Origin of the sequence: Cellvibrio chitinivorans, assembly GCF_035117775.1 — a bacterium.
GTDB lineage: Bacteria > Pseudomonadota > Gammaproteobacteria > Pseudomonadales > Cellvibrionaceae > Cellvibrio > Cellvibrio chitinivorans.
In genome coordinates this window covers 198,419-212,715 of sequence record NZ_JAYKKN010000003.1, presented here as the reverse complement: position 1 = coordinate 212,715, position 14,297 = coordinate 198,419, and the positions used below count along the sequence as shown (strand labels likewise).

At 51.1% G+C, this 14,297-nt stretch carries 9 protein-coding genes; 2 read left to right on the top strand and 7 right to left on the bottom strand.

Features of this window, described 5'->3' with window-relative positions; genetic code table 11:
* Positions 1–32 precede the first annotated feature (32 nt).
* The 3 genes from SPL68_RS10785 to SPL68_RS10775 are packed head-to-tail and all read right to left on the bottom strand — an operon-like array spanning position 33 to position 3,133.
* A complete protein-coding gene (locus tag SPL68_RS10785) occupies positions 33–929 on the bottom strand; it encodes a CpsD/CapB family tyrosine-protein kinase (RefSeq protein ID WP_323815146.1) in 897 nt (298 codons plus the stop codon).
* Positions 926–2,305 carry a Wzz/FepE/Etk N-terminal domain-containing protein gene (locus tag SPL68_RS10780; RefSeq protein WP_323815145.1) on the bottom strand — a complete coding sequence of 460 codons (1,380 nt, stop codon included), beginning with the start codon at positions 2,303–2,305 and terminating at the stop codon, positions 926–928. The genes SPL68_RS10785 and SPL68_RS10780 overlap by 4 nt, the downstream gene beginning before the upstream one ends.
* Before the next feature lie 39 nt (positions 2,306–2,344).
* Positions 2,345–3,133 carry a polysaccharide biosynthesis/export family protein gene (locus tag SPL68_RS10775; RefSeq protein WP_323815144.1) on the bottom strand — a complete coding sequence of 263 codons (789 nt, stop codon included), beginning with the start codon at positions 3,131–3,133 and terminating at the stop codon, positions 2,345–2,347.
* A gap of 485 nt (positions 3,134–3,618) precedes the next feature.
* On the opposite strand from SPL68_RS10775, the gene glyA reads away from it, so the two are divergent.
* Positions 3,619–4,884 carry a serine hydroxymethyltransferase gene (gene glyA / locus SPL68_RS10770; RefSeq protein ID WP_323815143.1) on the top strand — a complete coding sequence of 422 codons (1,266 nt, stop codon included), beginning with the start codon at positions 3,619–3,621 and terminating at the stop codon, positions 4,882–4,884.
* A gap of 241 nt (positions 4,885–5,125) precedes the next feature.
* On the opposite strand, the gene SPL68_RS10765 is transcribed toward glyA, so the two are convergent.
* From SPL68_RS10765 to SPL68_RS10750, 4 genes are all read right to left on the bottom strand, one after another.
* A complete protein-coding gene (locus SPL68_RS10765) occupies positions 5,126–6,145 on the bottom strand; it encodes a tyrosine-protein phosphatase (protein ID WP_323815142.1) in 1,020 nt (339 codons plus the stop codon).
* A 103-nt stretch (positions 6,146–6,248) separates the two neighbouring features.
* On the bottom strand, positions 6,249–8,753 hold the full coding sequence (locus tag SPL68_RS10760; RefSeq protein WP_323815141.1) for a TonB-dependent receptor: 2,505 nt from the start codon (positions 8,751–8,753) through the stop codon (positions 6,249–6,251).
* Positions 8,754–8,966: 213 nt separating this feature from the next.
* A complete protein-coding gene (locus tag SPL68_RS10755; protein WP_323815140.1) occupies positions 8,967–10,112 on the bottom strand; it encodes a hypothetical protein in 1,146 nt (381 codons plus the stop codon).
* A complete protein-coding gene (locus SPL68_RS10750; protein ID WP_323815139.1) occupies positions 10,112–10,951 on the bottom strand; it encodes a hypothetical protein in 840 nt (279 codons plus the stop codon). Before SPL68_RS10750 ends, SPL68_RS10755 begins: the two co-directional genes overlap by 1 nt.
* Positions 10,952–11,283: 332 nt before the next feature.
* Here SPL68_RS10750 and SPL68_RS10745 point away from each other — a divergent pair, with 332 nt between their 5' ends.
* Positions 11,284–14,238 (top strand): TonB-dependent receptor, encoded by a 2,955-nt coding sequence (locus tag SPL68_RS10745; protein WP_323815138.1) that lies wholly within the window; start codon positions 11,284–11,286, stop codon positions 14,236–14,238.
* The last annotated feature ends 59 nt before the right edge of the window (positions 14,239–14,297 follow it).

Genomic DNA, 14,297 nt, shown 5'->3' with positions numbered 1-14,297 from the left:
CCTTACCTCTAGGCGCTAAACATCATCAAAAACTAGCGTGTCAGGCTGACTCCCAGCAGACGAACTCCTAATTCCTGCAAGCGATTACTGGCTTTGGTTAGTGGGCGCGTTTTAGTGTGGTTGGTTTTGGCCAGTAGTAATACGGCGCCAGCCTGCACCGCAACGAGCTGGGCATCACTGTTGGTATCCAGTGGCGTGGTATTGAGCAGGACTACATCAAAGCCGCGACTCAAATTGCTCAATTGAGTTTGAAACAACTGCTTGTTAGCCAAGAGCTCCTGAGGGTTGGGGGCTTGGGTGCCGGCGCAAACAACTTCTAATCCCCTAACTGCTTCAATTTTGGTGGGCGTAATTACTACGCGCCCTGCAAGGCTGTCGGAAAGGCCTGGCGCCTGTGGGTTGATATTGAACAGATGCTGCAATTGCGGCTGACGCAGGTTGCAATCCACTAGCAGGGTTTTAATCCCCATCTGCGCAAAACTGATGGCCAGATTAGCGCTGGTGAGGGCGATGGCTTCAGCTTCATCGCAGCCCATCAGTGCAAGGGTTTGCGATTGGTGATTGAAGTAGCGCAGCAGCAACTCACTGCGCAGGCTGCGCAAGGCTTCAGCGTGCTGGCTGTCCGGTTGGAACAGGGCGATCAAGCGGTTATCCAAGCGGCTGTTGGCACTGGGCGGGGTGGTGTAAGCGAATTGTTCCGCCAGTACTGCTTTGATGTCAGATTCGCTTACCAGCCCCAACTTGAGCGCGGCATCGCCAAAACGCAGACCGTGAATTTTTTGCTCTGCAAGGATTGTGCTGAGATCTTTGGCTTTCAATTTGCCGCTGGCCACCAGCATGGGGCCTATTTTTTGCGGGCTGGTCGTTTGTACGCTGCCAGATTGCACATTAACGGTGGCACTGGTCATCAATTGCGCAAGGTCATTCATGACAATTTCTCCAGTAGTGAGGGCATTTTTTGATTACCTGGCATAACTGCGAGCACTGGTAAGCCAAGTCCTTGCTCCAAATCGGCAAGCGAGCGAATTCGTGGGTCGAGCCATTCGCGCCCCAGCGCAATAGCAATTCCGGCCATGAGTCCGAAAAGGATGGCGAGAAACAGTGTCAGCTTTGGTTTAGGGCTGGTGGGGCGGCTGGGTACCAAGGCGTTATTGAGGATGGCGACATCGGTGGCGGCTAGCTGGCTCTCCAGACGGGTTTGCGCGGTGCGTGCTAGGGCGGCGTCGTAGGCGGCCTGAGCGTTGTCGGCCTCCTGTTTCAACAGGGCGAGTTCATTGCGATTGCGACTGAGCTGCAGCACCAGTTCTTTTTGTGTTGCCAGCTCGCTTTTGAGTTGATCTTCGCGCACTTGGGACAGCTCTACCGAGGATTGCAAGCTGCCGTTAATGAGTTCCAGCATCCGGTTCATCTGCTTTTTAAGGGAGTCTACATCGCTGGCAGCTTGACGGTATTGCGGATGGTTTTCCCCCACTTGGGTCGCTAATTCACTCAGGCGTGCTTGCGCTTGTGCAAGATCTGCAGACAGCTTTTGAACTTGCGGATTATCCAGTGCGCGCGTCTCCAGTTGACCTCGCTTGGTATTGCTAATCTGATCGCTGCGACTCTGGGAGTTCAGGCGCTCGTTTTGTACCGCAATCAGCATCGACGAAAGCTCAGCCAACTTGCTGGATTCGAGATCCAATCGGTCTGTTGAGGCGATGATGTTGTGCTCTTCTTGGTAGCTCGACAGGGCGTTTTGCTTTTCGATCAATTCGACGCGCAGGCTGGCAAGTTGTTGGTTGTACCACTGGGTGGTTTGCTTGGCAGGTTCAATGCGCAGCTCCAGATTGGTGTAGATGTAGGCTTCGGCAAAGGCGTCGGCCAATTGCGCGGCCAATTGCGGGTCTTGCGCTTGAAACGCAATGCTGAGCACGCTGCTGTCCCGTTTGGGTACCACGAGCAGCCCACTGCCCAAAAAACTGAGCAGGCGACGCTGATCAACTGCGGCTTCACCACTGAGCCCGGCAGCTTTGATCATCGCTGGGGATGTGTGTAGCTTTTGTTGCTCGATCACTTTGGCTGCGACGCTGCGGCTGCGGATGATATCGGCTTGAGTCATGATGTAAGCGCTGTTTACTCGCGCTGGCTGGTATTCGCCGCTCACGGGGTCCATGCCGCGGCTATCGACCAGCAAATCGGTTGAGGCGGTAAAAGATTTGGGGGTAATCAGCACAACCACGATGGCGACCACAATGGCGGCTATTGTGGTCAGGGTAATAGTCCATTTTCGCGCCAATAAGATGCTGACCAATGAGTGCAAATTCATACTGCGGCTCCTGAATTTTCCTGTTGCTCCTGAACGGATTTAAAACAAGCTTTCCTTTACTAACAGCACATCGCCATCCATCACTACATCATCGGGTTTGGCGCGGATTTCTTTTGCTGCGCCACCGGGTTGCTGACGAAAAAGTTTGATGTCACCAGCGCTGGCGCGGGTGGTGGGGCCGCCGCCCGCACTTAGTGCTTGCATGACATTTAAGGGACGGTCGAGGGGATACATGCCGGGGGAGTGAACCTCGCCGTTCAGATAAAAACGTCCTGCATTGGGTACATAGATAGTATCTCCGTCCTGCAGCCAGACCGTTTGGGCTTCGTCTGCGTCGTAATTGAGCAGCTTTTGCAAGTCGTACTCGGTGCGTTCAATGCGGCCATTTTTGGCAGTGCGGGTGAGGATCAATTGCTCGCTGCCGGTTGGCGCTATGCCGCCTGCCCATGCCAGTGCTTGCGTCAGGCTGGTCGGCCCCTCAAGCACAAGTTTGCCGGGATTATTGACCTTGCCGAGGATGGCAACCACCTGACTGCGGTATTTGGTGATCAGCAGGTTTACTTGTGCGTTTTTGAGAAAGTTGCCTTGCTGGTAGCGGTCGGCAATAAGATAGGCGGCATCGGCGCTGGTTCTGCCTGCAATCGCCAGGTTACCAATCAGCGGCACCATCACCATGCCATTGGCGCTGACCTGAGTATCGGCGGTTAATTCGGGTTGGCCGTAGACAGTAATACGCACTTCATCGCCTGCACCGATTGTGTAGCTGCCTTGTGAGCCACCCTGTCCGGTTTGTGCTTGCACTGCACCCGTTGCAATTGCAGAAGCCAAACAAATCGCTTGTACCAATTTGACAAGGGGAGCCCATCTTGTAATACACACCATCACTTAAATCCTTAATGATTAAAAACCCTGAGTCGTTGGGTAGTAAATACACACACCTGTATTTGTCTTAGCAAAAGCGAGGCCGATTTGGCGAGGTTCGGTCGAAAATGCTGAAAAAAGTGACTCCTGTCGTCTTGCGGTCAGAATTTGTCGCTCTTAATTGTTTTTGGTGAATTGATGGCAGCGGCTTATATCCAGTTGTTTGAGAGTTATGGACTGCTATGCCTTTTTTTGGTGCGCGGTTGGTGTCTGGACAGATCCTGAAACAAGGATATGCGGTTTATATGAATCTAATTTTGCACCACTGTATGAATTTTTTGCGTGGCGGCATTTTGGGTGGCTGGTGTACAATGCGCGCCTACATTTTTCCCCCTTCCCATTAACACGGCAGTCGCTTCTGGCTTGCTGGTCAACTTCCACAGGAACTATCTATGTTTGATAAAAACCAAACTATTGCTTCTTTTGATCCCGAAATTTGGGCGTCTATTCAAAACGAAGGCCAGCGTCAGGAAGAGCACATCGAGCTGATCGCCTCTGAAAACTACACCAGCCCAATGGTGATTGCGGCGCAAGGCACCAAGTTGACCAACAAGTACGCCGAAGGCTATCCGGGCAAGCGCTACTACGGTGGTTGTGAATATGTAGACGTAACCGAATCTCTGGCGATTGAACGCGCTAAAGAGTTGTTCGGTGCTGATTACGCCAACGTGCAACCACACGCAGGTTCACAGGCGAACCAAGCGGTTTACGCTGCACTTTGCGCACCGGGCGATACCATTCTGGGCATGAGCTTGGCACACGGTGGTCACCTGACTCACGGCGCTAAAGTGAGCTCATCAGGCAAGTACTACAACGCCATCCAGTACGGTTTGAACCCTGCAACTGGCCTGATCGACTACGACGAAGTTGAGCGTTTGGCGGTAGAGCACAAGCCAAAAGTGATCGTTGCTGGCTTCTCGGCTTACTCACAAGTAGTGGATTGGCAGCGTTTCCGCGACATCGCCGACAAAGTAGGTGCCTACCTGTTTGTGGATATGGCGCACGTTGCTGGTTTGGTTGCGGCGGGTCTTTACCCTAACCCAGTGCAAATTGCTGACGTAACTACCACAACTACCCACAAAACCCTGCGCGGTCCACGCGGCGGTCTGATTCTGGCGAAAGCCAACGAAGAGATCGAAAAGAAGCTGAATTCAGCGGTATTCCCTGGTGGCCAAGGTGGTCCTTTGATGCACGTAATCGCTGCAAAAGCGATCAGCTTCAAAGAAGCAATGAGCCCTGAGTACAAGGCTTACCAGCAACAAGTTGTAAAAAATGCAAAAGCCATGGCAAAAACGTTCATTGAGCGTGGCATCAACATCGTTTCTGGCGGTACTGAAAACCACCTGATGCTGGTTGACCTGATCGGCAAATCTTACTCAGGTAAAGATGCTGACGAAGCTTTGGGTAAAGCGCACATCACCGTGAACAAAAACGCTGTACCAAACGACCCACGCTCTCCGTTTGTGACTTCTGGTATCCGCGTAGGTACTCCAGCAGTAACCACGCGCGGCTTCAAAGAAGCTGAGTGTGTGCAATTGACCAACTGGATCTGCGACATCTTCGCTGCTCTGGAAGCAGGCAATGCCGATGAAGTGATCGCCAGTGTAAAAGCGCAGGTTGCTGATCTGTGCAAGAAGTTCTCTGTTTACGCAGCCTAATAACTCGCAAGCTGAGAGCTAAAAAATACGCTGAGTAATTAATCGTTACTCTAGCGACGAAAAACCCGGACTTGTTCCGGGTTTTTTTATGGGCGACTGTTTTGTGAATATAAAGTGTGAACATAAAAAAGGGAGACCCAAAAATGAGCCTCCCAAGGAGAGTAGCTGGTACACACACCAGCCAGGGACAACATGGGTCAGTTACGGCCGCACCCTAGTCAGTGTTGGCCATAAGCAAGTTTTAGTTGAGATACAGCTTCTTCAAACGCTTGATGTCGCGCTCACTCACGCCGATTTCTTTATCGAGGTAGTTTTCCACGCTGCCGTATTTGGCATCTATCGCTTCAAAGGCATATTGCAGGAATGGGGTGTTGTCGGGCATCACCAAGGGGTTGCCTTTGGTCATATCCATTTTGCCTTTGTATTGCAGCATCATGGCGGCGAAGGTGTTGGTTTTGGCGGCGACGGCCAGATCCACATCACCCATTTCGATCAGCGGGCGGCGGTATTCCATCGACAACAAATAGTCTTTGTAGATTTGCTCGCGCGGTACACCCAACGCGGTCAACAGCAGGGCCGAGGCAATACCGGTGCGATCCTGACCAGCAGAGCAGTGCACAACAATGGGCGCATTGCCCTTGACCAGATTGTCGAAATACATGGCCAGTTGCGGCTTCATGTGCAGTGGCATACCGCGATACATATCATCCATTCTGAATTGGCGCGGGTCTTTGCCTGCGGCTGTGCCTTTCATCATGTCCATCATGCTGTAATCGACAAACTCGTAGTTAAGCTTGGCATTTTTTGCCCAGTAATCCGGGTACAAATCGCGTTCGTCAGTGGAGCGCAAATCCATCACGGTATCGAAATTAAAACGCGCCAGATAAGTCTCGTCGCGGCTGGTTAAGCTCGACATAGCACCCGAGCGGAACAGTAGGCCGCGTTTAACGGTTTTGTTATCGGCGGTTTTGTAGCCGCCCAGATCGCGAAAGTTGGAGCCGCCTTGCAATGGCAGCAAGCGCTCGTAGGTTTGATCCAGCGGACTGCTGAGCAATTGTTGCGGAGTCAGCGCTGTTGTTGTTTGAGTTGTTGCTTGAGTTGTTGATTGCGCAGTAGTTTGCGCAGCAGTTTGAGTCGCAGCAACCGGCGCAGCTTCAGCCGTGGCAGCTGCAGAAACGGGCAGGGCGATCATCAGTGACAGCACCGCCGCAGCAGCACAATGAATGGGGTTTAGGGGAGTGGATTTAATAGAAAAACGCATAGTTATTCTCCTGTTTAATAAATAGATAAGGCATTAATAAAAAATGGGCAAAGCGAGGCTAATGTCAGGCGATTTATCGCCTGACATGATTGCTTGCTATGAATTAGTAGTTAACGCGCACGCCCATCAGGAAAGAGCGGCCATAACTCTCTGACTGGTTGATCAAACCATTGGCGGCGTAGCGCACATCGGTCTCGTCGGTCAGGTTGTTGGCGTTGGCGTAAACCGAAATGGCGGCATCGCTCAGCTTCACTGGCAGTTCATAATTGATGCTGAAATCCACACGGGTTTGCTCGCCCCAGACTTCATCCGGGCTTTCCAGTGGCGATACCCATTGGTCGCGGTATTGGTAGTTCAGACGCGCCGACAGGCCAAAGTTTTCATAGAAAACCGAGGCGTTGTAGACCGAATCTGATGTTCCGGGCAGGTCGTAAGTGGTGCCATCGATACCTTTGAATTCGCTGCTCAGGAAGGCGGCGTTGAGGCTGATGCCAAAGCCGGTGAGCGCTTCGGTGAGATCAACGGCTTGGCCGATAAAGTTCAATTCCACGCCGCTGAGTTTGCCATCGCTGCCGTTGACGCTACCTGTGTATTCCCACTCTTCGCCTGCGGCGGATGGCAGATATTTACCACCGTCTACGATTTCGCTGTCGGCGTAAATCACGTTGTCGATTGCGCGATAGAAGGCGTTGGCCGACAACAGGCTCGCATCGGCAAAGTACCACTCCAGCGAGGTATCAAAACCCGTGGTTTCTTCCGCTTTCAGGTAAGGGTTGCCACCGCTGGCAGTTTTGTTGGCGACATCCACACTGGCAGCGGCGCGCCATTCGCTGTAGGTCGGGCGGCTCATACCGGTGGTGGCCGAGACGCGGAATTTCACATCTTCAGCGAGGTTGATGTTGAGGTGTGCGCTGGGCAGCACATTGGTGAAGCTGTCGTTTACCGAGACAGGCGCATCATCGATGGTGCCTTCGCTGGTGTAGTCGGTTTGCTCAACGCGCGCACCAATAACAAAGTTACCCCAGTCGTAGTCGGTGGTTGCCATCGCATAGGCAGCTACTATGTCTTCATCGATCACAATCAGGTTGGCATCCGGGATTTCGCCAATTTCCAGTTCGCCGGTTGCCTCCCATGCCTCGTACAAGCCTTTGTTGTCGAAATAGGTGCCGCCAATACTGTTGGTGGTGTTGCTCGCCCAAGGTTTGCCGGTGTCGTAACTGTTGATGTTGCTAACCGGGAAGGTGTAGTCGAGCACTGGCATAGCGACAAAACCATCGCCTTGGCGCTGATCAAGTTGCATGCCCAATTCCAGCTTGGCGTTTTGATCGAACCAGGTGAAATCGCGGTCGGCATCCAGTTTGAATTTGGTGCTGTCGACATCGAGGTTTTGCACGTAGTGAATGCCGAGCGTCATGTAGTAGGCGATGTCAGACAGTGGGCTATTCAAATACAGCAGCGGGTCTTCAATATCCGAGTAGTCGTAACTGGCAGTGGCGCGGCCGGCGACGCTTTGTGCAATCGGCAAATCCATTTCAAAAGTGGTTTCGGTGTAAGTCAGGCGGCTTCCCAGCTCCCACTCGCCCAGTGCGAAATCGGCACCTAAAGTGCTGGTGTTGGTCGAGTTGCTGTATTCGCCGTATTGCAGCATGCGCGATACACCTACCGCCACATTGCTACCCGTAACACCACGCGCGCCGCCATTGGCTGCGTCTAAGGTGAACACGTACTGGTTGCGCTCTTCGTCATCCACGAATTCGCTATAGAGGTTGGACAAAAACACTTTTTGCAGCGCGCCATCGCCGCGATATTCCAAGCGGCCGCCGTAGGCGTGGTCTTCACGTTTGACCTTGTAGCTGCGGAAATCAGTGCTTTCGATGATCAGCTCGTCGGTCGCTTCATCGCGCTCCATGCTGTATTCGCGGTTATCAGTAACCTGTTCGCGGCTGTTGTCGGAGCCAAATAACAGAACGCCAAAGTTCTCGTTAGACCATGAGGTGCGCAAACCGAGTTTGGATACATCGCCACCGCCCAAATCCTGCTCGCCAGTGCCTAGGTCAGCAGAAATACCAAAGCCTTCTTTACTGAAGGGGCTAAAAGTATTGATGTTCACATAGCCCGCAACCGACTCGCCCGGCATGCTCGGCAGAACCGCTTTGTTGGCTTCGATGCTGCTGGTAATTACCGATGGGAAACTGTCAAAACGGGGTACACGGCCGTTTTCGGCGCCGGGAACATCAATGCCATCAAACGCGATAGAGGTGTAGCGGAAAGGTGCGCCACGGAAGTTGATGTAACGCGCTTGGCCTTGGTCGCGCTCAATCGCCAAGCCGGGTACACGGCCTAACGAGTCGGCGAGGTTTTGGTCGGGGAAGCGGCCAATAGTGTCGGCGGCGACCATATCAACCGCGTTGCTCGCATTGCGTTTTGCATCCAGCGCGGCTTGTTGGCTGTCGCGGATGGGCGAACCACTGACGATCACCTCTTCCAACAAATGAACGTCTGAACCGGGGTTTTGTGCCTGCGCCAATGACATGCCTGATGTGGATGCCAGAGCAATCGCCAGAGCTAATTGAGTGTGCGACTTTTTAGTGTGCTGCAAGGATTTCATGATTCTGTTTTTCCGGTGGTCACTAAGGTGAAATTGCCCTCAATAGGGGGCGGTTTTGCCCAGCTTGAAAAGATCACTTGGGCGACTCGGTAGCGGAGTATTGGGGGAGTGCGTGACGGTTTTGTTGCAGAGATATTCAAGTGGCTTTTAGAGATGTCTCTAAAAATAAAATCCATAAAAATCAGCTAGTTATTGTTGTTGCTTAGGTGAAATTTAATCATTCACCAACTCATTTGGAGAGGTTGATTGAGCTTGATCGCGCAGTAATTTCAAATCGTCCGGCACGATTTTGATGAATTCCGGCGCAAGTGAAATGCGATAGTTAAAACGCGCGGTGCGCAGATCGCGCTGCACATCAAATAAATAGGGTTGCGCCAGTTCTTCGCCGATGTGGCGCACCAGCTCATCTTTAATTTTGCTGCGGTTTTGGTCGAGGGTTTTGGCGCGCAAACCCTTCTCTTGCAGTTCACTGGCCGCCTTGGCGTGGCCGCCGTATTTCTCAAACAGTGCATGCAGACTGTGACTGTTATTGAGGTCGGGCCGCGTCTGGGCCGGATTTGTGTACCAACCTTCATCCGAACTCAGGCGCAAAAGTGCATACCAGTAGAAATAGAAGAAGGGCGTATCCGCGAGGGTGAGTTCAAGCCCGTGCAGGCGAATGGATTTGGTCGAGGGCATAAACTCAAGCAGGGCGGGGCTTTCGGCGATAAGTAGCGCCTTATCCAAGGCTTGGGGGTGAAGCTCTAATCCTTTAAGCAGCCAAGGGAGTTGAGCGTCGCTCATCGTTTGTATACGAGGGTCGGCCGCCAATTGCACTGCCTGTTTTTCATCTGCCCCATATCCCCTGAGCGTTTGGATGCACATGGCCTGTGCGGGAGTGATGGGTTTGGGCAGCAGTGCCAGCGCCAGTCCAACCAACAAGGTCAGCAATGCCTGGGTGCCGAGCAGATAAAACCAGTTGATGCGATAAAAAACTGCCACTTGCAGCAAAGGTGGCTTGGATTCCGGTGGCTGATGAAAATCCAGTGTGAATCGACTGCCTGCGCCATCGCTGTAGCGAAGGTCTTTGAAGCTCATCACCTGCGCCGAACAATCATTTAGCACCTGAAAAAAGCCGGGCGCGCAAAGCGAGGCCAGATTGCGGGTAATCTCCTGCACCAAATAACTTTGGGTAGTGGCATCGTTAAAGCTGTACAGCTCGGCTTTATCAGCCTGTTCGATCACATTTTCCTGAATATAGGCGCGCAACTGCTCGGTAAAACGGTAGCTCGCGTGCAAATAAGCGCCTAGCGACAAAGCGATAAATAGAAGGAGCAGCAAACCGCCTTGCAGTGGGCGAATCGATAGAAAGCGGGGCATCACAAACACTCCTGCGTGATGTTCGACTTGGCGTCGCGCATCCAATTGATGGTGTTGGAGATGATGTTTTGCACTGTGCAGTGAAGCTGGCTGGAACCTGCATCGCGGCGGATAAACCAGGAAATCGGCGGCGCCTGTTCTTCAATCGCGAGGTTATAAAGTGGGTCGATTCTGTTGCCAAAGGAGCCGATATCCGGCGAAGTAATCAAATCCACTTCCCCCGCCTCAAAGGCGCTGTAGAGCGAGTTCAAATCGTGAAACAGCACTTTCTGCGCATCGTTCAAGTGAATATTGGCGCTGCGCAAAGAGCCGGATGGCAACAGAAAAAAGCTCTGGCTGTAAAAATCATCCAATAAACCTACACGCTTGTCGGCAAAGTAGGCGGGGGTCAGCTCGGGTTTGCTGATGCGCGAAAGCCAATAAACGCTGTAGGGCGCGGAGGTGATAATCGGGCGGTAGTAGCGCTCGTAATCTGGCACCAGACCAGCGACTAAATAAGGGCGATTGAGGAATAGATCGTAATTCTGTTCGACAATATCGCGCGCTGTAATAAAGCCGCGCGTATGCCACACAATCTCCACCTGCCCGTAGTGAGTTTGCATTGTGGGTGCTGCACACAACCGGTTCGCCAGCTCCACTGAATCCATCACCGTGAGCGTCAAAATCCGAAAAGTCTCAGGGCGATTAGCGCCCGTTGTGCATTGGTAGTTGGAATAATCACTCGCCAGCGCCGGCGCCAACTGCTGGTGGCTCAAGCCATAACTGATACTCACTGCAATGCACAAAGGCAGGGCGCAGAGTAATAGATACAGCAACTTGGTCGGGTGATGATTAAGCATAAAACGAGGGATTCCACTGACACACAAAACTGCATGTTAGTGACAAGATATGACATAAAAATGACACAAATCTGACATAAACCCCGCTGGTTTCTTGCGGCTTGTAACCATGAAACGGCAGTAATAGCCCACTCATCTCATCGTTTAGTTATAGATCTGTTAGCTCTTATGGATATTTAGTTAATTGCAAATTCCAAAACCAAATGTTAACGTTAACGTGATCGAAACATATTGCTCTTTTTCTCTTGTTGTCGCCTGCATTTATTGCAGGCAGTTTGGATAGGGCATGTTGTTGTCGTTTAAGCAGATAACAAAATCAGGGGAATAACATAATGAAACACCTCACCATGAAGCGCAGAATTCTCTGCTCTACTATCGCAACTCTCGTGGGTGGAATGTCCGGCAATCTGGTAATGGCGCAGGACGACGAACAGGTCGAAGAAGTCATTGTCACTGGTATTCGCGGTTCGCTTGTCCAGTCAATGGATGTAAAACGCAGTAGTGCGGGCGTTGTCGATGCCATTACTGCAGAAGATATCGGCAAAATGCCTGACACTAACCTCGCAGAATCCTTACAGCGTATTACTGGCGTATCGATTGACCGAAACAACGGTGAAGGCAGCCGTGTGACTGTGCGCGGGTTTGGTTCCGACTACAACATCATTACCTTGAATGGTCGCCAAATGCCGGCAGCGAGTTTGGAAGCGACAACTGCATCCAATTCACGCTCATTTCTGTTTGATAACCTCGCTGCAGAAAGTGTTGCGGGTGTGGATATCCATAAAACGGGCCGCGCAAATTTATCCACCGGCGGAATCGGGGCATTAATTAATATTAAAACTGCGCGCCCGCTGGAAATTGGTGAGACAACTGCATCGATTGGTGTGAAGGCGGTGAGCGATCAATCTAATCGCACTGGCTCAGATGTCACACCGGAACTCTCAGGTATTTTGAGCACAACTTTTGCCGATGGTGTTTTTGGTGTTGCGCTGGCGGGCAGTTATCAAGAGCGTGATAGTGGCTACAATGCTGCTGAAACCAGTAGCGGCTGGTACACCATTAAGGGTACTACCGGGGATTGGGGATCTTTGCCAACCGATGGCAGTTTTGAAAATCGCCCGCAAGAAAATGATGTGTATTCTGTGCCGCGTAATTTGCTTTACAGCATCAATGATGTGCAGCGCAAACGCACTAATGGTCAGTTAACTCTGCAGTGGGCTCCGACTGAGACGATCACCGCAACCGCGGATTACACCTACTATGAACAAGATGTTGAGCAGCAGCGCCAGGAAATTTCGGCGTGGTTTAACGGTGTGCCCACCAGTGGTAAATACACTGAGGGTACTAATCAATCCGGCTCGGTAGTCGCTCCAATTATATATGCCGATGGCAGTCAGGCAGATATAGGTATGGGGGTCGGCAACTGGGGCACAATCAATGAAGGTAATTCTGTTGGTGTGAATGTGCAATGGGAGCCAACGGATCAATTCACCTTGGTCGTGGACTACCACAACTCCGATGCTGAAGCTGGTGCAAAAGATTGGCGCGGCACTAACAACGTTGTAACTGCGGTGCATTACAACCGTGCATCTACCAGTGTTGATTACTCCAATGATTTTCCGGTGATGGATATTACCTATCTGGATGGTCAGGGGCTCGATGCCAGCAAGTTTCAATCGTCCGGTACCAGTTTTCGCAACAGTTATATGCTGTCGGAAATTGAACAAACCAAACTCGATGCTAAATACGAATTCGATAACAGTTTGTTAAAAAGCATTGAGGCAGGTGTTTCGCTAACGGATAACCGCAATCGCTCTGCATTTTCCAATGCCCAGCGCGATACTTGGGGTGGTTATGGTGTTGCAGAAGATTTTGCCGATGATCTATTTACTCGCAAAAATCTTGCAAGCGAATTTGACAATATTTCCGGTTCCAATAATCCCAATTTGGAACCCTATTATTACGCTGTTGATTTCCATGGCTTCAGTAATGCCATCGCTGCGGCATCGCTAAAATACAACGATACCTCTGCGCAGTTTTATTACTGTGGTGCGCAACCAAAACTCTGTTCCAACCCGGAATTCTCCACCGACCGTCGTGTATTGGAAGAGCAAAGTGCTGCATATGTACAGACCAATCTCGGTTGGGATTGGGGCACTATGCCGGTAAATTTAGGTGTAGGTGTTCGCTATGAGGATACAGAAATAACCTCAAAGGCATTAGTGCCAAATTACACATCACTGGTATGGGCATCGGCGAATGAGTTTACTCCAATTGCGGATGGTTCGACTTTCACTGAATTGCTGGGCGATTATGACAATTGGTTACCCAATGTCGATTTTGATATCGAGCTGATGGAGGATGTGATCGCTCGCGCTTCCTATAGCGTTACTATTGCGCGACCAAGCTATAGCGATATTCAAGGTGGAGTTACTATTAACCAGCCGGTTCGTTTTAATGGTGGTACCGGGAATTCCGGCAATCCAGATTTGAATCCCTTTGAGTCAACCAACTTTGATCTTTCTGCTGAATGGTATTACGCAGAAGGTAGTTACATTTCTCTGGGCTACTACCGCAAAGACGTGGAAAATTTTATTGGTAACGATAGTTATCAATCGACTATTTTCAATCTTGCGCATCCAGCACAGGGTGATAGATATGACGCAGCGGTACAGGCCACAGGCTCCACCGATGCAAACACTGTGTTGAATTATTTGCTTCAGCAAAGTGGCGGCGCGCCTATCGTGGGTGATTCGAGCTTGGGTGATCCAGATACAGAGTTCACTATCATTGCGCCTTTCAATCAAAAAGAAGCAGCAATTGATGGCTTTGAATTTGCTGTTCAGCATTTGTTTGGTGATAGTGGGTTCGGCGGCATGTTTAACATGACCACAGTGGATGGCGATATTAGTTATGACAACTACAACACCAATAAAGGGGAGGGAGTTGTAAACCAATTCGCGCTGCTGGGCTTGAGTGATTCAGCCAACCTGGTTGGTTTCTATGAAAAAGATGGATTCCAGGTGCGTATTGCGTACAACTGGCGCGATGATTTCCTTAACTCAACTTTCGATGGCAACGGCGAGCGAAATCCAATTTATGTTGAAGCTTACGGCCAATTTGATATCAACCTCAGTTATGACATAAATGACAACCTGAGTGTGTTCGCCGAGGGTATTAATATCACCGACGAAACCACGCGCGCGCATGGCCGCCATGAAAATATGGTGATCTCTGCAGTGCAAACAGGGGCGCGTTTTAATCTGGGGGCTCGCTACAAGTTTTAATTCGTTGTAACTGTATCGTCAGGGAGCGGCCACCTTAGTGTGGCCGTTTTTGTTTGAAA

Bases quoted from the DNA above. Each gene is read 5' to 3' on its own strand.
- SPL68_RS10785 (WP_323815146.1), bottom strand. From the start codon at position 929: ATGAATGACCTTGCGCAATTGATGACCAGTGCCACCGTTAATGTGCAA.
- SPL68_RS10780 (WP_323815145.1), bottom strand. From the start codon at position 2,305: ATGAATTTGCACTCATTGGTCAGCATCTTATTGGCGCGAAAATGGACT.
- glyA (WP_323815143.1), top strand. From the start codon at position 3,619: ATGTTTGATAAAAACCAAACTATTGCTTCTTTTGATCCCGAAATTTGG.
- SPL68_RS10765 (WP_323815142.1), bottom strand. From the start codon at position 6,145: ATGCGTTTTTCTATTAAATCCACTCCCCTAAACCCCATTCATTGTGCT.
- SPL68_RS10760 (WP_323815141.1), bottom strand. From the start codon at position 8,753: ATGAAATCCTTGCAGCACACTAAAAAGTCGCACACTCAATTAGCTCTG.
- SPL68_RS10755 (WP_323815140.1), bottom strand. From the start codon at position 10,112: ATGCCCCGCTTTCTATCGATTCGCCCACTGCAAGGCGGTTTGCTGCTC.
- SPL68_RS10750 (WP_323815139.1), bottom strand. From the start codon at position 10,951: ATGCTTAATCATCACCCGACCAAGTTGCTGTATCTATTACTCTGCGCC.
- SPL68_RS10745 (WP_323815138.1), top strand. From the start codon at position 11,284: ATGAAACACCTCACCATGAAGCGCAGAATTCTCTGCTCTACTATCGCA.